General features: G+C 67.7%; 16 protein-coding genes, 1 tRNA gene and 1 pseudogene. 13 read left to right on the top strand and 5 right to left on the bottom strand.

Annotated features, from left to right (window positions below; genetic code table 11):
- Positions 1–7: 7 nt before the first annotated feature.
- Positions 8–1,126 carry an Rv2629 family ribosome hibernation factor gene (locus AC0KTM_RS26145; protein ID WP_472417095.1) on the top strand — a complete coding sequence of 373 codons (1,119 nt, stop codon included), beginning with the start codon at positions 8–10 and terminating at the stop codon, positions 1,124–1,126.
- Positions 1,127–1,132: 6 nt separating this feature from the next.
- On the opposite strand, the gene AC0KTM_RS26140 is transcribed toward AC0KTM_RS26145, so the two are convergent.
- Positions 1,133–1,219, bottom strand: a tRNA-Ser gene (locus AC0KTM_RS26140).
- Positions 1,220–1,256: 37 nt separating this feature from the next.
- Here AC0KTM_RS26140 and AC0KTM_RS26135 point away from each other — a divergent pair.
- The gene (locus tag AC0KTM_RS26135; RefSeq protein WP_472417093.1) at positions 1,257–2,234 is read left to right on the top strand and encodes an NAD(P)H-quinone oxidoreductase; all 978 of its coding nucleotides are present in this window, start codon (positions 1,257–1,259) and stop codon (positions 2,232–2,234) included.
- Positions 2,235–2,301: 67 nt separating this feature from the next.
- Here AC0KTM_RS26135 and AC0KTM_RS26130 read toward each other — a convergent pair whose 3' ends face one another.
- Together AC0KTM_RS26130 and AC0KTM_RS26125 are read right to left on the bottom strand one after the other, a co-directional pair.
- On the bottom strand, positions 2,302–3,489 hold the full coding sequence (locus AC0KTM_RS26130; RefSeq protein ID WP_425326320.1) for an IS30 family transposase: 1,188 nt from the start codon (positions 3,487–3,489) through the stop codon (positions 2,302–2,304).
- Positions 3,490–3,579: 90 nt separating this feature from the next.
- Positions 3,580–4,776: a cysteine desulfurase-like protein gene (locus AC0KTM_RS26125; protein ID WP_238955565.1), complete on the bottom strand. Its 1,197-nt coding sequence runs from the start codon at positions 4,774–4,776 to the stop codon at positions 3,580–3,582.
- Positions 4,777–4,904: 128 nt separating this feature from the next.
- Between AC0KTM_RS26125 and AC0KTM_RS26120 the strand changes: the two genes are divergently transcribed.
- From AC0KTM_RS26120 to AC0KTM_RS26095, 6 genes and pseudogenes are all read left to right on the top strand, one after another.
- The gene (locus AC0KTM_RS26120) at positions 4,905–6,878 is read left to right on the top strand and encodes a DUF6541 family protein (RefSeq protein ID WP_472417091.1); all 1,974 of its coding nucleotides are present in this window, start codon (positions 4,905–4,907) and stop codon (positions 6,876–6,878) included.
- An 81-nt stretch (positions 6,879–6,959) separates the two neighbouring features.
- Positions 6,960–7,409: a bacterial proteasome activator family protein gene (locus tag AC0KTM_RS26115; RefSeq protein WP_225329209.1), complete on the top strand. Its 450-nt coding sequence runs from the start codon at positions 6,960–6,962 to the stop codon at positions 7,407–7,409.
- Positions 7,410–7,429: 20 nt separating this feature from the next.
- Positions 7,430–8,227, top strand: a complete 798-nt coding sequence (wzt, locus tag AC0KTM_RS26110; RefSeq protein WP_472417089.1) for a galactan export ABC transporter ATP-binding subunit Wzt/RfbE — start codon at positions 7,430–7,432, stop codon at positions 8,225–8,227.
- Positions 8,224–9,129: pseudogene (gene glfT1, locus AC0KTM_RS26105) on the top strand (galactofuranosyltransferase GlfT1); the annotation flags it as partial. The gene wzt and the pseudogene glfT1, both read left to right, overlap by 4 nt.
- Positions 9,130–9,305: 176 nt before the next feature.
- Complete coding sequence (gene wzm, locus AC0KTM_RS26100; protein ID WP_225329201.1) at positions 9,306–10,136, top strand: galactan export ABC transporter permease subunit Wzm/RfbD; 831 nt, start codon at positions 9,306–9,308, stop codon at positions 10,134–10,136.
- A gap of 40 nt (positions 10,137–10,176) precedes the next feature.
- On the top strand, positions 10,177–11,637 hold the full coding sequence (locus tag AC0KTM_RS26095) for an HNH endonuclease signature motif containing protein (protein WP_238955563.1): 1,461 nt from the start codon (positions 10,177–10,179) through the stop codon (positions 11,635–11,637).
- A 12-nt stretch (positions 11,638–11,649) separates the two neighbouring features.
- Here the strand turns inward: AC0KTM_RS26095 and AC0KTM_RS26090 are convergent, their stop codons facing one another.
- Together AC0KTM_RS26090 and AC0KTM_RS26085 are read right to left on the bottom strand one after the other, a co-directional pair.
- Positions 11,650–13,323, bottom strand: a complete 1,674-nt coding sequence (locus tag AC0KTM_RS26090; protein WP_472417087.1) for a YhgE/Pip family protein — start codon at positions 13,321–13,323, stop codon at positions 11,650–11,652.
- Positions 13,320–13,994, bottom strand: a complete 675-nt coding sequence (locus AC0KTM_RS26085; RefSeq protein ID WP_472417085.1) for an ATP-binding cassette domain-containing protein — start codon at positions 13,992–13,994, stop codon at positions 13,320–13,322. The genes AC0KTM_RS26090 and AC0KTM_RS26085 overlap by 4 nt, the downstream gene beginning before the upstream one ends.
- Before the next feature lie 148 nt (positions 13,995–14,142).
- Between AC0KTM_RS26085 and AC0KTM_RS26080 the strand changes: the two genes are divergently transcribed.
- From AC0KTM_RS26080 to AC0KTM_RS26060, 5 genes are read left to right on the top strand one after another with little or no spacing between them, the layout of a single operon-like run.
- Positions 14,143–14,622 carry a GreA/GreB family elongation factor gene (locus AC0KTM_RS26080; RefSeq protein WP_225329197.1) on the top strand — a complete coding sequence of 160 codons (480 nt, stop codon included), beginning with the start codon at positions 14,143–14,145 and terminating at the stop codon, positions 14,620–14,622.
- 41 nt (positions 14,623–14,663) lie between these two features.
- Positions 14,664–15,086, top strand: a complete 423-nt coding sequence (locus AC0KTM_RS26075; protein WP_238955560.1) for a GtrA family protein — start codon at positions 14,664–14,666, stop codon at positions 15,084–15,086.
- 32 nt (positions 15,087–15,118) lie between these two features.
- Positions 15,119–16,501, top strand: a complete 1,383-nt coding sequence (locus AC0KTM_RS26070; RefSeq protein ID WP_472417083.1) for an FAD-binding oxidoreductase — start codon at positions 15,119–15,121, stop codon at positions 16,499–16,501.
- 11 nt (positions 16,502–16,512) lie between these two features.
- A complete protein-coding gene (locus AC0KTM_RS26065) occupies positions 16,513–17,277 on the top strand; it encodes a decaprenylphospho-beta-D-erythro-pentofuranosid-2-ulose 2-reductase (protein WP_472417081.1) in 765 nt (254 codons plus the stop codon).
- A 2-nt stretch (positions 17,278–17,279) separates the two neighbouring features.
- Entirely contained in the window at positions 17,280–19,160 is a 1,881-nt protein-coding gene (locus tag AC0KTM_RS26060) for a galactan 5-O-arabinofuranosyltransferase (protein WP_238955557.1), read from the top strand.

Raw genomic sequence — 19,160 nt, 5'->3', positions numbered from 1 at the left:
ACAAGGCATGGACTCGCAACGCTTCCGCAAACTGCTGGACGCACCGGGGCCGTTCGTCTCGGTGTATTTCGACGACTCGCACGACACCCATGACGCCGAGGCTCAACTCGAGCTCAAGTGGCGGGCGATCAAGGAAGACCTCGAACGCTCCCGCGCCGCCGCAGCGGTGATCGACGCGATCGAGGACGCGGCGATGAACCTGCGTCCCCCGATCGGTCGAAGTGGACGGGCGGTGATCGCCAGCGCCGACGGTGTGGTGATCAACGAGCACCTGGCCCGCGGCCCCGCCGCGAACGTGGTCCGGGTGTCCGAATTGCCTTACCTGGTACCGATTCTGGAGCAGAGCTTCGATCACCCGGACTATGTCCTGGCGGTCGTCGACCACAGCGGTGCCGACATCACCACCCACATCGGCGGGACGCTGCGCACCGAGACCGTCGACGGCGGGGGCTACCCCGTGCACAAGGCCGCGGGGGCCGAGACCGCCGGATACGGTGATCCCCAGTTGCGCACCGACGAGGCCGCCCGCAAGAACGTGCGCGCGGTCGCCGATCGCGTCGCCGAACTCGCCGACGACAAGGCGATCGAGGTCATCTTCGTGGTCGGTGAGGTGCGTTCGCGCTCCGACCTGCTGGCCGCGCTGCCGGAACGGCTGCACGATCGCGCTGTGGCGCTCGAGGTCGGGGCGCGGCACAGCGGCCACGACTTCGGCGAGATCGAGCGGGCCATCGAAGCCGAGTTCGTCAAGCGCCAGCTCCGGACGATCGACGATGCGGCACAACGGTTTACCGCCGAAATCGGGCGGGGATCGGGGCTGGCGGCCGAGGGACTCGGTCCCGTCTGCTCGGCGCTGCGGCAAGGCGCGGTGGAGACGCTGATCATCGGCGACATCGGCGACGCCACCGTGGTTGCCGACGAGGGCCTGACGACCGTCGCCCCCAACGAAAACGTGCTCTCCGAGCAGGGCGCCGCTCCCGCGAAGACGCTGCGGGCCGACGAGGCGCTGCCGGTATCCGCGATTTCGGTCGGCGCCGCCCTGGTGCGCACCGACGAGCGGATCTCCCCGGCCGACGGGGTGGGTGCGGTGCTGCGCTACGCGCCCACGCTGCACCAGAACGCCGAGTGAGAAGGGCGGTGGCGGAGGGATTTGAACCCCCGGACGGTTTTAGCCGTCTCTCGCTTTCAAGGCGAGTGCATTAGGCCGCTCTGCCACGCCACCACGGACAAGGGTAACGGGGGCCGGTAGCGTGGCCGCCATGCGAGCCATCGTCGCCGAATCCCCCGATCAACTCTCCTGGCAAGAAGTCGCCGACGTATCCGCCGGGCCCGGCGAGGTCGTCGTCAAGGTGGCCGCCGCCGGGGTGAACCGCGCCGACGTGCTGCAGGCCGCCGGCAAGTATCCGCCCCCGCCGGGTGCGAGCGACACCATCGGCATGGAGGTGTCCGGTGTCATCTCCGAGGTCGGCGACGGCGTCTCGGAATGGACTGCGGGGCAAGAGGTTTGCGCGCTGCTGGCCGGCGGGGGGTACGCCGAGTACGTCGCCGTGCCGGCCGGCCAGGTGCTGCCGATCCCGTCCGGTGTGGATCTTGTCGACGCCGCCGGGCTGCCGGAGGTGGCCTGCACGGTGTGGTCGAACGTGGTGCTGATCGCGGGCCTGAGCCGGGGCCAACTCCTGCTCGCGCACGGCGGGGCCAGCGGCATCGGCAGCCACGCGATCCAGATCGCGCGGGCGCTCGGGGCCCGGGTGGCGGTCACCGCCGGTTCGACGGAGAAGCTCGATTTCTGCCGCGACCTGGGCGCCGACATCACCATCAACTACCACGACGAAGACTTCGTCGCGCGGCTGCGTGACGAGACAAAAGGCGCTGGGGCCGACGTGATCCTCGACATCATGGCCGCGGCCTACCTGGACCGCAACATCGACGCCCTGGCGAGCGACGGACGGCTCGTCATCATCGGCATGCAGGGCGGCATCAAGGCCGAGCTCAACATCGGCAAACTGCTCGCCAAGCGGGCGCGGGTGATCGGCACCACGCTGCGCGCCCGCCCGGTCACCGGGCCGAACAGCAAAAGCGAAATCGTGCAGGCGGTGACGGCCTCGGTGTGGCCGATGCTCGCCGACGGCCGGGTGCGGCCGATCATCGGCGCCCGCCTGCCCATCCAACAGGCCGGCCACGCGCACCGACAACTGGTGGCCGGCAAGGTGACCGGGAAGATCGTGCTGACCGTCTAGCGGATTCGCGAGCGTAACGTGGCGGCGATTTTCGGGCCCTCAAAGTCAAGTGGCTAATGCATTTTTGTTAGGCGGCTTGGTCGAGGAGAGCGGCCAGGCGTTGGGCGGGGGTGTCGAGGTCAAGGGTTGGGCGGGGTCGTCGGTTGAGGGTGTCTTGGATGCGTTTGAGGTCAGCCGGAGTGTGACCGCTGAGGTCGCTGCCCTTCTCGAACCAGAACCGCAGGAGGCGGTTGGTGTTTTCGTTGGTACCGCGTTGCCAGGGCGAGTGCGGATTGCAGAAATAGACCGGGGTGTTGAGCTGCAGCTGAATGTCGCGCCAGCGGGCCATTTCACTGCCCCGGTCCCAGGTAATCGATCGCCGAAGGTGTTCGGGTAACTGGCGCATGGCTTCGATCATCGCGCTGGCCACCGTCTCGGCGGTGTGATCGCTGGGCAAATGCAACAGCATCGTAAAGCGGGTGGACCGCTCGACCAGGGTGCCGATCGCGCTGTTCGGGCCGACGATCAGGTCACCCTCCCAATGGCCGGGCACAGCGCGGTCGGCGGCCTCGGCGGGCCGGTCACTGATGGTGAACACATCGTGGAATTTCCCCCGCCGTTCGGTGTGGCCCCGGGATTTGCGGGCCGTGCGTTTCGTCGACAAGCGCTTGCTCAGATCGGCCCGCAGTTGACCACGAGTTTGGACGTAGAGGCACTGGTAGATGGTTTCGTGGCTCACCCGTGCCAGCCTGTCACCGGGGTGACCGCGCGCCAAGACATCGGCGATCAGTTTTGGACTCCATCCCTGATCCATCCAGTCCTCGATGGCCTCGCATAGCGCGCGGTCTTCGAGCTTGAATGCTTTGGGACGCTTGGCTTTCTGGGCGGCACGGGCATGGGCCAGACCAGCGTGATAATCCCCGTCGAGATTGCGATTGCGCTTGAGCTCACGGGAGATGACGCTGGCATTGCGGTCGAGCTGACCGGCGATCTCAACCTGAGTGAGGCCCTTGTCCAGACCCCGCATAATGACCAGGCGTTCTTCGAAACCGAGCCGATGTCCCCGCGCGCCAGGCCGGGTCAGATCACCCGGTTCGGCCAGGCCGGTATCAGAGCCCGTACCACTTCGTAATTGCATTGATCCAGCGTCATGCCACCAGCTCCATCCGGTCTGGATCGACACACCGACCTGACGGCCGGCTTCACGCAATGATTCCCCGGCACACACCCGATCAAAGAACTCTCGCCGCATCGAACGCGGATAAGCACCTGGCACCTGCAACCTCCCTAAACATGGAAATTGCATTGACCGTATGAATCTGCCAGCCGTATTTTCGCCGTGGCGTTACGCTCGCGGCCAAAAGGGTCAGCCCAGGGACGCCAGCGCGCGCACCAACTGGTCGACCTCGGCCGTCGTCGAATAGTGCGCCAGCCCGACGGTGACCGCGCCGCCGATGTCGTTGACCCCCAGCACGTCGAGCGCGCGGGAGCTTTCGTTGGTGACGGCCAGAATCCCGTTGTCGGCCAACCGCTGCACCACTCGTTCGGCGGGCACGCCGTTCAAGGCGAAACTGACCACCGGGATCCGCACCTCGGGACGGCCGATGACCATCACCAACGGCAACGAGCGCAACGACACCATCAGGTAGTCGTAGATCCGGTTCAGATACGAGGTGGCGGATTGCATCGAGACCGCCAGGCGTTCGCGCCGGGTGCCGCGGGCGGATTCGTCGAGCGACGCCAGGTACTCGATGCTGGCGACCACCCCGGCCAGGAGTCCGAACTGGTGCGCGCCGATCTCCAGGCGCGCCGCGCCCGTCGCTTTGGGGTCGGTCGAGATGGAACTGAACGAGTTGAGCAGCGCCGGATCGCGGAACACGATCGCCCCGATCGGCGGGCCGCCCCACGCGGCGGCGTTCACCGCCACCACGTCGGCGTCGGTTTCCTTCATGTCGAGCAGCCGGTAGGGCGCGGCGGCGGAATGATCGACGACCACCAGGCCGCCGACGTCGTGCACCAGCTTGGTCATCGCGCGCAGGTCGGTGACCGTGCCCATCGTCGCGGACGCCGAGGCGACGGCGACCAGCCGAGTGGACTTACCGATCAGGCCCTCCCACTGCCACGTCGGCAGCTCGCCCGTCTCGATGTCGATCTCGGCCCACTTGACCTTGGCCCCGTACCGGTGCGCCGCCCGCAGCCACGGGGCGATGTTGGCCTCGTCGTCGAGGCGGCTGACGACGACCTCGTAGCCCAGGCCGGCCCGCGACGACGACGCCTCCGCCAGCGCGGACAGCAAGATCGCGCGATCGGCGCCCAGGACCACGCCCGCGGGCTCGACGTTGAACAGATCGGCCACCGCCGCCCGGGCCGCCTCCAAGATGGCGGCGCTGCGCTGCGCCGACGGGTGCGCCCCCACGGTGGTGGGACCGGACCTGCGGAAAGCCGTCGACACCGTCGTCGCGACGGAATCGGGAATCAGCATCCCGGCGGGAGCGTCGAAGTGTACCCATCCGTCACCCAGTGACGGATGCAGTCCGCGCACCCGGGCGACGTCGTATGCCATGTGGGCCACCTTAGGCTTCCGCGTTTTTGCGAAACTGTGACGGTAGCGGGTGCCCTGAATGGCTCCAAGCCGTGCCGGTCAATCGGTGGCCTCCCGAGCCAGGGCACCCGGCCAGCCATACTAGTCGAGTGGGGCTCTGGTTCGGAACGCTCATTGCATTGTTTTTGCTGATAGCGCCCGGGGCGATCATCGCACGTATCAGTCAGCTGTCGTGGCCGGTCGCTGTTGCGGTGGGCCCGGCGCTGACCTACGGCGTGGTGGCGCTCGCCATTATTCCGTTTGGTGCCATCGGAATACCGTGGAACGGCTGGACCGCGCTGGCGGCGCTGGCCGTGATGTGCCTGGTGATGATCGGTTTCCAGCTGCTGCTCGGCCGCTACCGCGACCGCGACGCCGAGACCCGCAGGGTCGGCCGCTGGCCGGCGATCACGGTGGCGGCCGGGGTGGCGCTGGGGGCCCTGCTCATCATGTGGGCCGCCTACCGCGGCCTGGACGGCCATTGGCAGACCATCCCGAGCACGTGGGATGCGGTCTGGCACGCCAATGAGGTGCGGTTCATCCTCGACACCGGCCAGGCGTCGTCCACCCACATGGGCGAGCTGCGCAACGTCGAGACACACCACACGCTGTACTACCCGTCGGTGTTCCACGCCCTGGCCGCGGTGTTCTGCCAGCTGACCGGGGCGGCGCCCACCACCGGCTACACGTTGAGCTCGGTCGCCGCCTCGGTGTGGCTGTTTCCGACCGGCGCGGCGATGCTCACCTGGCGCCTGCTCCGCCCGACCTGGGGCGAATGGCGCACCGCGGGAGCCGCGGCGACCACCGCCACGCTGGCGGCATCGTTCACCGCGGTCCCCTACGTCGAGTTCGCCGTCGCCGCGATGCCCAACCTGGCGGCCTACGGCGCCGCGGTGCCGGCGTTCGTGTTGATCACCTCCACGCTGCGCCACCGCGACCGCATCCCCGCGGCCGTGCTGGCGCTGGTGGGCGTCATGTCGGTGCACATCACGGGCGGTGTGATCGTGCTGTTGCTGCTGCTGGCCTGGTGGCTCCTGGACGCGCTGTGGCATCCGGTGCGCGGCAGGCTGGCCGACGTGGCGGCCCTGGCCTGCGTCGCGGTGGTGTCGGGGTTGATCCTGTTGCCCCAGTTCATCAGCGTGCAGGAGCAGGAAGACATCATCGCCGGGCACTCCTTTCTCACCTACCTCAGCAAGAAGCGGGGGCTTTTCGACGCCGTCTTCCAGCACTCCCGCCACCTCAACGACTTTCCGGTCCAGTACGGGCTGATCGCGCTGGCCGCCATCGGCGGCGTCATCCTGCTGGTCAAGCGGATCTGGTGGCCGCTGGCCCTGTGGCTGTTGTTGATCGTGGTGAACGTCGACGCCGGAAATCCGATCGGCGGCCCGATCGGCGCGGTGGCCGGAATGTTCGGCGAATTCTTCTACAAGGATCCGCGCCGGATCGCGGCCGCCACCACCCTGCTGCTGGAGCCGATGGCCGGCATCGCGTTGTTCGCGATCGTGCTGGGCGTCGTGGCCGGGGCCCGACGGGTGTCGGGCCGGTACAAACCGTTGCCGGCCCCGGTCTGGGTGTCGGCTACCGCGGTTCTGCTGGTGACGACCACGCTGCTCAGCGCGCGCCACTACCTCTATCGGCACCTGTGGTTGTTCGGCGACAAATACGACTCGGTGATGATCGACCAACGCGACCTGATGGCCATGGCTTACCTGGCCAAGCTGCCGGGGGCCCGCGAGACCCTGATCGGCAACGCCAACACCGACGGCACCGCGTGGATGTACGCCGTCGCCGACCTGCACCCGCTATGGACGCACTACGACTACCCGCAACAGATGGGCCCGGGCCCCAACCGGTACATCTTCTGGACCTCGGCGCGCCGGGGCGATTCCGATCCGAGGGTCCTCGCGGCGATCAAAGCGCTCAATATCCGGTACATCTACACGAGCTCGCCGACTGTCCGGGGGTTCGCCGTACCCGAAGGACTAGTGTCACTGGATAAGTCGAAGTCGTGGGCGCTGATCTACGACAATGGCGGTGCCCGAATTTATGAATGGCGACCAAGCGGCACGCCGCCACACCCATAGTCCACAAAGGATGGTGAAGTATTGAGTACCCGCAACGATGATGACGACGTCGAAGTCATCGGCGGTGTCGACCCGCGGATCATGGCGATCGCCGACGACGACTCCGACGAGCGCTCCCTGACCGATCTGGTCGAGCAGCCCGCAAAGGTGATGCGGATCGGAACCATGATCAAGCAACTGCTCGAGGAAGTGCGCGCCGCGCCGCTGGACGACGCCAGCCGCAACCGGCTGCGCGAGATCCACGCGACCAGCATCCGGGAACTGGAAGAGGGCTTGGCGCCGGAACTGCGTGAGGAACTCGACCGCCTCACCCTGCCCTTCAACGAGGACGCCGCGCCGTCGGACGCCGAATTGCGCATCGCCCAAGCGCAGTTGGTCGGCTGGCTGGAAGGACTCTTCCACGGCATCCAGACCGCGCTGTTCGCCCAGCAGATGGCCGCCCGCGCCCAGCTGGAGAAGATGCGCCAGGGCGCGCTTCCCCCGGGCGTCGGCAAGCCGGGCGGGGCTCCCGGGCACGGCCAGTACCTGTAAGCGACCTCGGGTAGTTCACGGTGTCGGGTCCTCACATCAAGACGCACAACGCGTGGGTGGAATTTCCCATCTTCGACGCGAGGTCGCGCTCGTTGAAGAAGGCAGTCTTGGGCAGGGCGGGCGGCACGATCGGACGCAACAACTCCAACGTGGTCGTCGTCGAAGCGTTGCGGGACATCACCATGTCCCTCGAGCTTGGCGACCGGGTCGGCCTGGTCGGCCACAATGGGGCGGGGAAATCGACTCTGCTGCGCCTACTTTCGGGCATCTACGAGCCCACCCGGGGGTGGGCGCAGGTCACGGGGAGGGTGGCGCCGATCTTCGACCTCGGCGTGGGGATGGACCCGGAGATCTCCGGCTACGAGAACATCATCATCCGGGGCCTGTTCCTCGGGCAGACCCGAAAGCAGATGCAGTCCAAGGTCGACGAGATCGCCGAGTTCACCGAGCTGGGCGACTACCTGTCGATGCCGCTGCGGACCTATTCCACCGGCATGCGGGTCCGGCTGGCGATGGGCGTGGTCACCAGTATCGATCCCGAGATCCTGTTGCTCGACGAGGGCCTGGGCGCGGTGGACGCCGACTTCATGAAGAAGGCCCAGTCGCGGCTGCAGGGTCTGGTGGAGCGGTCCGGAATCCTGGTGTTCGCCAGCCATTCCAACGAATTCCTGGCCCGGCTGTGCAAGACGGCGATGTGGATCGACCACGGTGTCATCCGCATGACCGGCGGCATCGAGGACGTCGTGCGGGCGTATGAGGGGGAGGACGCGGCCCGGCACGTGCGCGAGGTGCTGGCCGAGACGGCCGGACAGCCATGAGCGACACCGTCGTCGCCGTCGTCGTCACCCACCGGCGCCCCGACGAGCTGGCCAAGTCCCTCGATGTGCTGAGCACGCAGACCCGGCCACCCGACCACCTCATCGTCGTGGACAACGATTTCTCGGGCGATGACCGGGTCCGCGAACTGGTTGCGGGACAACCCATTCCAACCACCTATCTGGGATCGTGCCGCAACCTCGGCGGCGCCGGCGGCTTCGCGCTGGGCATGCTGCACGCGTTGGCCCAGGGCGCCGATTGGGTGTGGCTGGCCGACGACGACGGACGCCCGCAGGATTCCCACGTTCTGGCCACCCTGCTGGCGTGCGCGGAAAAGCACGGCCTGGCCGAGGTGTCACCGATGGTGTGCAATATGGACGATGCCGAGCGGCTGGCGTTTCCGTTACGCCGCGGCTTGGAATGGCGCAGGCGCGCAAGCGAATTGCGCACTGAAACTGGACAGGACCTGTTGCGCGGCATCGCGTCGTTGTTCAACGGCGCGCTGTTCCGGGCGACCACGCTGGAATCGGTCGGCGTCCCGGATCTGCGGCTGTTCATCCGCGGCGACGAGGTGGAGATGCACCGACGGCTGGTGCGTTCTGGCCTGCCGTTCGGAACCTGCCTGGACGCGGTCTACCTGCATCCGTGCGGAACCGACGAATTCCGCCCGATCCTCGGTGGACGCATGCACACCCAGTATCCCGACAATGCCACCAAGCGGTTCTTCACCTACCGCAACCGCGGTTACCTGCAGTCACAGCCGGGACTGCGCAAGCTGGTGGTGCAGGAATGGGTTCGGTTCGGCTGGTTCTTTCTGGTGACCCGTCGCGACCCCCGTGGTCTGGCCGAGTGGATCCGCTTGCGGCGCTTGGGACGTCGTGAACAGTTCGGCCGGCCCAGTGGCGATCGCGAGCGCGGCGCAGCCGGGCGAAGCGGGTCGCCACCATCCCGGCCCAGTGGCGATCGCGAGCGCGGCGCAGCCGGGCGAAGCGGGTCGCCACCATCCCGGCCCAGTGGCGATCGCGAGCGCGGCGCAGCCGGGCGAAGCGGGTCGCCACCATTTAGACCGGGAGGACCCCGATGACGTTCCTTGACGCGGCGGCACAGTCGCGGACATTCACCCGCGCCCGCGGCGATCTGGTCGACGGCTTCCGTCGTCACGAGCTCTGGCTGCACCTGGGCTGGCAGGACATCAAGCAGCGCTACCGGCGCTCGGTGCTGGGTCCCTTCTGGATCACCATCGCGACGGGGACCACCGCCGTCGCCATGGGCGGCTTGTACTCCAAGCTGTTTCACCTCGAGCTGTCCGTGCATCTGCCGTATGTGACGCTGGGCCTGATCATCTGGAACCTGATCAACGCCGCCATTCTGGAGGGCGCCGACGTGTTCGTCGCCAACGAGGGACTGATCAAGCAGTTGCCCACCCCGCTGAGCGTGCACGTCTACCGGCTGGTGTGGCGGCAGGTCATCTTGTTCGCGCACAACATCGTCATCTACGTCGTGATCGCGGTGATCTATCCCAAGCCGTGGTCGTGGGCCGACCTTGCGGTGATTCCCGCGCTGGCGCTGATCGTGCTCAATTGCATATGGGTGTCACTGTGTTTCGGCATCCTGGCGACCCGCTACCGCGACATCGGTCCGCTGCTCTTTTCCGTCGTGCAGTTGCTGTTCTTCATGACGCCGATCATCTGGAACGACGACACCCTGCGCCAGCAGGGCGCCGGACGGTGGTCCCGCATCGTCGAGCTCAACCCGCTGCTGCACTACCTCGACATCGTTCGCGCGCCGCTGCTCGGGGCGCACCAGGAGCTGCGGCACTGGGCGGTGGTGCTGGTGTTGACGGCCGTCGGTTGGGTGTTCGCGGCCATCGCGATGCGCCAATACCGCGCCCGGGTGCCCTACTGGGTTTAGCGTTCCCGCCTTGTCACAGGGCGGCACTATTATCGAACACATGTTCGCATTGGTGCCGCGTGACCTCGCATTTCACGGCGTCGACGACGCCGGCGTGCTGGACCGGGTCACCGCGGCGGCCCGGGCGCAAAACGCGCAGTGCGCGCGGGAGCTGGAGGCGATCGGGGAGTTGTATGCCCGTCGGGCTCCCGCCGACGACGCCGAGCGCTTCAACTGGGCCGTCGACGGACACGAGAACGTGGTCGCCGAGGTGGCGGCCGCACTGGGCATCAGCCGCGGCCGGGCGTCGGGGCGCTTGCGCTATGCGATCGCGTTGCGTGAGCGGCTGCCCCGGGTCGCGGAGGTCTTCGCCCGGGGCGCCATCGATTTCCGGCTGATGGCGGCAGTGGTGTACCGCACCGAGCTGATCGAGGACCCCGAGCTGATCGCCCGGCTGGACGCCGCCGTGGCCCGGCACGCCCCGAAGTGGATGCGGTTGTCGGACCCGAAAATGGCTGAGCGCATTGACATGTGGGTGACGCGAGTAGATCCCGCGGGGGTGCGCGTGCCCGGGATGCGCAGTCAAGATCGCCGTGTCGAGATCGGGCCCATCAGCCCGGGGCTGGCGGAGATCTCGGCGAGGGTGCATTCCACCGATGCGGCCGCAGTGGACCGCGCGCTTGACGCGCTGGCCGACTCGGTGTGCCGGAATGATTCACGCACCAAGGCTCAGCGTCGCGCCGACGCGATGGGCGCGATGGCCGCCGGGCTGACCGCTCTGCGCTGCGACTGTGGCAGCCCGGAATGCCCTGCGGCGCAGCGGGTCCCGGGCACCAATGTCGTGATCCATGTGCTGGCCGAGCCGACCGCGGTCGGCGGCGAGGTGAGCGCGCCGGCATATCTGCCGGGGTTCGGCGCATTGCCGACACCGTCGCTGCGCGAGTTGGCCGCCGTCGCGAAGACCAAGCCGCTTACGCTGCCGCCGGATCGCGCGGAAGCCGGGTATCGGCCGTCGACCGCGCTGGCCGAGTTCATCCGGTTTCGCGATCTGACGTGCCGGTTCCCCGGTTGCGACGCCCCGGCCGACGTCTGCGACATCGACCACACGGTGCCGTTTCCGCTCGGCCCCACACATCCGTCGAACCTCAAGCTGCTCTGCCGCCACCATCATCTGCTCAAGACCTTCTATACAGGCCCCGACGGCTGGCGGGATCGCCAGCGACCAGACGGCACGGTGGTGTGGACGTCGCCGACGGGACATACCTACACCACCAAACCCGTTGGCAGCCTTTATTTTCCGGCGCTGGCCATCCCGACCGGGACGCTGATACTGCCGGCCTTCACGCCCGCGCCCTGGCAGAACCGCGGTGTCATGATGCCGGTCCGGCAGCGAACCCGGGCCCAGGATCACGCCGCCCGAGTCCGCTGGGAGCGCGGCATCAACGAGGCACGCATCAGTACCGAGGCGGCGCGCCACGCCGAGCGGTCGGCGCCCAACAACAACGACCCACCGCCCTTCTAGTTCGCGCTGAGATCAGACTTCGATCTGGGGATGCAACCGGCTGATCGTCCAGATACGTTGCCGGCGCGCCATGAACGCCGCCGCTGCGATGAATGCGATCGAGAACCCCGTGAGCACCAGGGCGTCGCGAATCAGGTTGCCGCTCAGGCCGCCCGAAACGGTGACGCGCAGGCCGTCGACAAGATAGGTCATGGGCACCACCGGGTGGGCGGCCCGAAACGGCGCCGGGGTGGTCTCCACCGGATAGAGGCCACCGCAGCAGGTCAACTGCACGATGAGCAAGGCCAGCGACAGCGCTGATCCGATGACGCCGAACGCGATCCGCAAGAAATGGTCGATCGACACGAAGGCGCCGGCGGCCAGGATCAACAACCCGGCCATCCAGACCGGCCGCTGGGGGTCGAGGCCCAGGCCCAGCCACACCACGCCGAACAGGATGAGGCCACCGACGGCCGTGACCGCGGTGACCGGCAGCCACCCCGCGACGGCGACGGTGAGCGCACTGACCCGTCCGGCGAACGCCCGCAGGTTGATCGGCCGGAAGAACAGGTACGCCAGCAGCCCGACCACCCACAACGCGATCGCGAAGAAAAACGGGGCAAACCCGCGCCCGTACTCGCGGGCCGGGTTCAGGTTGTCCATCGTGATGCCGACGGGTGAGCCGAGCACGTTGGCGGCCGTCGCGGTCTGCGCAGGGTTGACGTCGGGAACCTTGTGCAGGGTGTCGTCGATGACCTTGGCGATGTCGACGGCGCCGCTGTTCGACTGGTCGGCGCCGGTTTGCAGGGTCCGGCTGCCCGAGTCCAGTGCCTGCAGCGACACCGAGATCTGCTCGGCGCCGTCGGCGACTTGGCCCGCTCCCGTCGTCAGGGTGTGGGATAGATTCTTCGCCGCGAGCAACGCCTTCTTGATCTCGTCGGCTCGTGGCTGATTGTCCGGGACGAGCGCGAGCACCATGTCGATGACTCGTTCGAACGCCGCGTCGGCAGCGGCGTTGACGCTTTGCACGCGCTCCGCCCCAGCGCCGACGCTGGCCGCCCCCGATTGCAGCGCCTCGATGCCTTGGGTCAGCGCGGCACTGCCCTGCTGTGCGAGCACCGTGCCGTCGACCAGCCGGTGGGCGCCGTCCGAGGCGGTCTTGAGTTGCTGCTTGACCTGCGCGAGGTCGCTGTAAAGCGTGCTGGCATAAGCGGAATGGGCCGCGCTGTTGATCTTCTCCTGCAGTTCGGCCTTGGCCGCCTGCGCCACAATGCCCGCGACGAAGTTGTTCGCGTCGTTGAGGGTGATCGTCATGCCCGCCCGCTCGGGGACGGGATTTTGCGCGCTGACCAGCTTTTGGGTGAAGTCCGGCGGGACCGTGATCGTGAAGTAGTAGCGACCGTGTTCCAGGCCGTCATGCGCGGTGCGGGCATCGGTGAAGTGCCATTGGAACGCATTCGACGCCCGGAGTTGTTGGCTGAACTGCTCGCCGGCATCGATCAGCTGGCCGTTGGCCACGGCCGGCCGGTCCTGATCGACAACGGCGACGGGAATCTGGCTCGTCCTGCCGTACGGATCCCAGTTCGCCCACAGATAGAGCGACCCGTAGAGCAGCGGGATGAGCGAAAGCCCCGCCGGCACCAGCCAACGCACCGGGCCGCGGAAGCGACGAAATTCGAGGACGGCCAGACGCAGGGCGGTGATCAATGTGCTTCTCCATCGGGGACGGGAATGCGGTCGCGGTCGATCGGGTGACGCAACCGTGTGACGACGATGTCGGTCGAGTCGAAACCATCGGGGATCTGCGTGCCGCCGGCGACGACGGTGCAGCCACGCTCGCGCAGTGCGCCCAACCCGGTCCACACCCGGCGGCTTTCTTCGGGTCCGCAGCCGCGATCAACGTCGTCGATGACCATCGCGCCGGGGCGCTCCGCCACGGCCAGGGCCGCGGCCAACAGCACACGGTCGTCGGGTTTCAGCTCACCGATCGGTAATTTGCGTGGTGTTTCGAGGCCGACGATGTCGAACGCCTCGGCCACCGCGGCGCGCGTCGAGCGCCCGCGGCTGGTGAAGAAGCGCTCGGCGACATGCTCTTCCACGGTCAGATGTTCGTCGAGCTCGACCGCGGGCGACGCCGCCGCGACCGCGACCAGTTGTTGCACCTGCCTCGAATCGCCGGGCAGTCGATAACCGCCGACCGCGACGGTCCCCGTCACCAGGCGCATGCGTCCGGCCAATGCGAGCAGCATGGATGTGCGTCCCGAGCCCGCGGGCCCGGCGATCACCCCCAGCTGTCCCGCCGCGATGTCCATCGACACGTTCGCGACCGCGCATCCCTGCGGACCGCGAACGCTGATGCCGCGCGCGACGATCTGCATACCCCGGAATTCCACTGACCGCATTTACCCCAGGCATGAGCGCTCAAACAAGGGCCGCACGGTTCCTCACGAGAATGGTGGCGGGCCGGCTCATCGTGGTGTCACACTGGTACGCCACCTGAGCACACTGGGCGAAAGGTCCACGCACGTGAGCAAGAAAGCCCCATCCGCGGCGGACGCCGCGCGGAACAACCTCGAGGCGGAGCTGGGCCGGCTGCGACAGCGGCGCGACCGCCTCGAGGCCGAAGTCAAGAACGACCGTGGGATGGTGGGCGATCACGGCGACGCGGCCGAGGCGATCCAGCGCGCCGACGAACTCGTCGTCCTGTCCGACCGGATCAACGAACTGGACCGGCGTTTGCGGGCCGGGCCGCCGGACTCCGACTCCTCCGCGACGCTGCCCGGCGGCACCGAGGTGACCCTGCGGTTCGCCGACGGCGAGGTGGTCACGATGCACGTGATCTCGATCGTCGAGGAGACGCCCGTCGGCCGGGAGGCCGAGACGCTGACCGCGCGCAGCCCGCTGGCCCAGGCCCTGGCCGGGCGTAAGCCGGGCGACACGGTGACCTACTCGACGCCGCAGGGCGAGAACCAGGTCGAGTTGATCGCGGTCAAACTGCCCCGCTGACGATGCCCGCCACCGCCCGGCGGCCCCGTTAGACTCCCCCAATGCTTCCCCCCGAGTCCCCAACCGCGCCGGCGCGCCTGAGCCTGACGACGCAGGTCACGCGCTTCGTCGTCACTGGCGGCCTGGCCGGCATCGTGGACTTCGGGCTCTACCTGATGCTGTTCAAGGCGGTGCACCTACAGGTCGACGTGGCCAAGTCCATCAGCTTCATCGTCGGCACCATCACCGCCTACCTGATCAACCGCCGGTGGACCTTTCAGGCGCCGCCCAGCACCGCCCGGTTCGTCGCGGTCATGGTTCTCTACGCCATCACCTTCGCCGTGCAGGTCGGGCTGAACCACCTGTGCCTGGCTTTCCTGCACTACCAGGCGTGGGCGATCCCCGTCGCGTTCGTGATCGCGCAGGGCACCGCGACGGTGATCAACTTCGTCGTGCAGCGGGCCGTAATCTTCCGCATCCACTGAGCCGCCTTCGGCAGGCGGTACCCTCTTTGACGATGTCGAGCACCGATCCCGTGACCAAGCCCACCCGGTTGATGGGCTTTGGGCGCACCGCACCGTCGGTGGCCCAGGTGCTCTCCACCCGCGATCCCGAGGTGATCGCCAAGGCGGTGGCCCGGGTGGCCGACTCCGGCGGCCGGGGCGTGATCGCCCGCGGGCTGGGCCGGTCCTACGGCGACAACGCGCAAAACGGCGGCGGCCTGGTGATCGACATGACCGGGCTCAACCGCATCCACTCGATCAGCGCCGACACCCAGCTGGTCGATGTCGACGCCGGCGTCAGCCTGGACCAATTGATGAAGGCGGCGCTGCCGTTCGGCCTCTGGGTTCCGGTGCTGCCGGGCACCCGCCAGGTCACCGTCGGCGGGGCGATCGCCTGCGACATCCACGGCAAGAACCATCACAGCGCGGGCAGCTTCGGCAACCACGTGCGGTCGATGGACCTGCTCATGGCCGACGGCTCCGTGCGCACCATCACCCCCGACGGGGACGACGCCGAGCTGTTCTGGGCCACCGTCGGCGGCAACGGCCTGACCGGGATCGTGCTGCGCGCCAGCATCGCCATGACGCCGACGGAGACGGCGTACTTCATCGCCGACGGCGTGGCCACCAGGGATCTCGACGAGACGGTCGCCGTTCACCTCGACGGCAGCGAGGCCAACTACACCTACTCCAGCGCCTGGTTCGACCTGATCAGTCCGCCACCGAAGCTCGGCCGGGCCGCGGTCAGCCGCGGCAGCCTGGCGAAGCTGGATCAATTGCCGAAGAAGCTCGCCAAGAACCCGCTGAAATTCGATGCGCCGCAGCTGTTGACGGTGCCGAACGTGTTTCCGGTCAGCGCGATGAACAAGCTGTCGTTCATGGCGATCGGCGAGACGTACTACCGCCTCGGCGGAACCTACTCGGGCAAGATCCAGAATCTGTCGCAGTTCTACCACATGCTGGATCTGGTCAGCGGCTGGAATAACGCTTACGGCCCAAGGGGTTTCGCTCAGCATCAGTTCCTGGTACCGCCGGACGCGATGGACGAGTTCAAAGCCATCATCCGCTGGATCCAGACCACCGGCCACTACTCGGCGCTGAACGTGTTCAAGCTTTTCGGCCCCGGTAACCGCGCGCCCCTGAGTTTCCCCATGGCCGGTTGGAACGTCGCGATGGACTTCCCCAACAAGCCGGGGATCAACGAGTTCCTCAACGAGCTCGACCGGCGCGCACTGGAATTCGGCGGACGGGTCTATACCGCCAAGGACTCCCGTGTCAGCGCGGAAACCTTTCACGCCATGTATCCGCGCATCGACGAATGGATCGCGGTACGCCGCAAGGTCGACCCCTTGCGGGTGTTCGCCTCGGACATGGCCCGACGTTTGGAGCTGCTCTAGATGGTGCGCCAATGGTTTTAGACGCCGTGGGAAACCCGCAGACCATCCTGCTGCTCGGCGGCACCTCCGAGATCGGGCTGGCCATCTGCGAACGCTACCTGCAGAACGCGCACGCGCGAATCGTGCTGGCCGCCATGCCCAACGACCCCGGCCGCGACGCCGCCGTGGCGCAGATGAAGGCCGCCGGGGCGCGGTCGGTGGAGCTGATCGACTTCGAGGCCACCGACCCCGACACCCACCCGAAGATGATCGACCAGGCGTTCGCCAACGGTGATGTCGACGTCGCGATCATCGCCTTCGGCATCCTCGGCGACGCCGAGGAGCTGTGGCAGAACCAGCACAAGGCCGTGCTGGCCGCCGAGATCAACTACACCGCAGCGGTTTCGGTGGGCGTGCTGCTGGCCGAGAAGATGCGCGCCCAGGGCTTCGGCCAGATCATCGCGATGAGTTCGGCCGCCGGCGAGCGGGTGCGACGGTCCAACTTCGTCTACGGCTCCACCAAGGCCGGGCTGGACGGATTCTACCTGGGGTTGGGAGAAGCGTTGCGCGAGTTCGGGGTTCGCGTCCTGGTGATTCGTCCCGGCCAGGTGCGTACCCGGATGAGCGCGCACGTCAAGGAAGCGCCTCTGACCGTCGACAAGGAGTACGTCGCCAACCTCGCGGTCACCGCTGCCGCAAAAGGTAAGGAATTGGTTTGGGCACCAGCAGCATTCCGTTACGTGATGATGGTGTTGCGACACGTCCCGCGCCCCATCTTCCGCAAGCTGCCAATCTGATCATGCGCAACGCGCTGGCCACCCTCGGCCAGATGGCCTTGGCGGTGCTCGTCGCGGTGGCGGTCGCGGTGGTGTCGCTGATCGCCATCTCTCGCGTGCAGTGGCCGGCCTTTCCCTCGTCCAATCAACTGCACGCCCTGACCACCGTCGGGCAGGTCGGCTGCCTGGCCGGCCTGGTCGCCACCGGATGGGTGTGGCGGCGCGGACACCGGCTGCTCGCCCAAGTGGGCGGGCTCTTGTTCGTCTCCGCGTTCACCGTCGTCACCCTCGGCATGCCGCTGGGGGCCACCAAGCTGTATCTGTTCGGCATCTCCGTCGACCAGCAGTTCCGCACCGAATACGTCACCCGGCTCGCCGACAGCCCCGCCCTGCGCGACATGACCTACCTCGGGCTGCCGCCGTTCTACCCGCCCGGCTGGTTCTGGATCGGCGGCCGTGCGGCGGCGCTGTCCGGGGCACCGGCCTGGGAAGTCTTCAAACCGTGGGCCATCACCTCGATCGCCATCGCCGTCGCGGTCGCGCTGGTGCTGTGGTGGCGGATGGTCCGGTTCGAGTACGCGCTGATCGTCACCGCCGCGACGGCCGCGGTCACGCTGGCCTACGGCTCGCCCGAGCCCTACTCGGCGATGATCACCGTGCTGTTACCGCCGGTGCTGGTGCTGACCTGGTCGGGCCTGCGTGCCGCGGACCGACCGGACGCGAGCCGCCGCGCGGGCTGGGGCGCGGTGATCGGCGCCGGGATTTTCCTGGGGTGGACGGCCACCTGGTACACGCTGCTGTTCGGGTTCACCGCGTTCGCGCTCGCGCTGATGGCGCTGTGGCTGGCCGGCGTGCGCTGGCACCGGGACGGCGCGAAAGCCGCGCTCGATCCGCTGCGGCGCGTGGCCGTCATCGCCGGCATCGCCGTGGTGATCGGGTGCATCACCTGGCTGCCGTTCCTCGTGCGAGCGGCCCGCAGCCCGATCAGCAACACCGGAGGCGCCGCCCACTACCTGCCCGCCGACGGGGCCGAGCTGACCTTCCCGATGCTGCAGTTCACGCTGCTCGGCGTCGTGGCCATGATCGGCACCCTGTGGCTGGTGGTGCGCGCCCGCTCCTCGGTGCGGGCGGGTGCGCTGGCCATCGGGGTGCTGGCGGTCTACCTGTGGTCGCTGCTGTCGATGCTCAGCACCCTGGCGCGCATCACGCTGTTGTCGTTCCGGCTGCAGCCGACGCTGAGCGTGTTGCTGGTCGCCGCCGGGGCGTTCGGTTTCGTCGAGGCGACGCTGGCGCTCAAGCACCGCGGCCGCGCGATCGTCCCGGTCGCCGGCGCCATCGGCCTGGCCGCCGCGATCGCGTTCAGCCAGGACATACCCGACGTGCTGCGGCCCGACCTGACCATCGCCTACACCGACACCGACGGCAACGGGCAACGCGGCGACCGGCGGCCGCCCAGCGCCGAAAAGTTCTACGCGACAATCGATCACGACATCACGCAGGTGACCGGCAAGCCCCGTGACCAGACCGTGGTGATGACGGCCGACTACAGCTTCCTGTCCTTCTACCCCTACTGGGGCTTTCAGGGGCTCACCTCGCACTACGCCAACCCGCTCGCCCAATTCGATCTGCGGGCCGCGCAGATCACCAAGTGGTCCAAGCTCAAGACCGCCGACGAGCTGATCCACGCCCTGGACACCTGCCCCTGGCCGGCGCCGACGGTCTTTTTGATGCGCCGCGGCGCGAACGGCAACTACACCCTGCGGCTGGCCGAGGACGTCTACCCCAACCAGCCCAACGTGCGGCGCTACACCGTCGATCTGCGCGGCGCCCTGTTCGACAGCGCGCGTTTCGACGTCCGCAGCGTCGGGCCCTTCGTGCTGGCCGTCCGCAAGCCGACGGCGTAA

It is taken from the genome of Mycobacterium sp. NTMscope_Eco_3, assembly GCF_976985685.1.
Note: the sequence above shows the minus strand (reverse complement) of the source record. Positions and strands in the feature narration are given on the sequence as shown.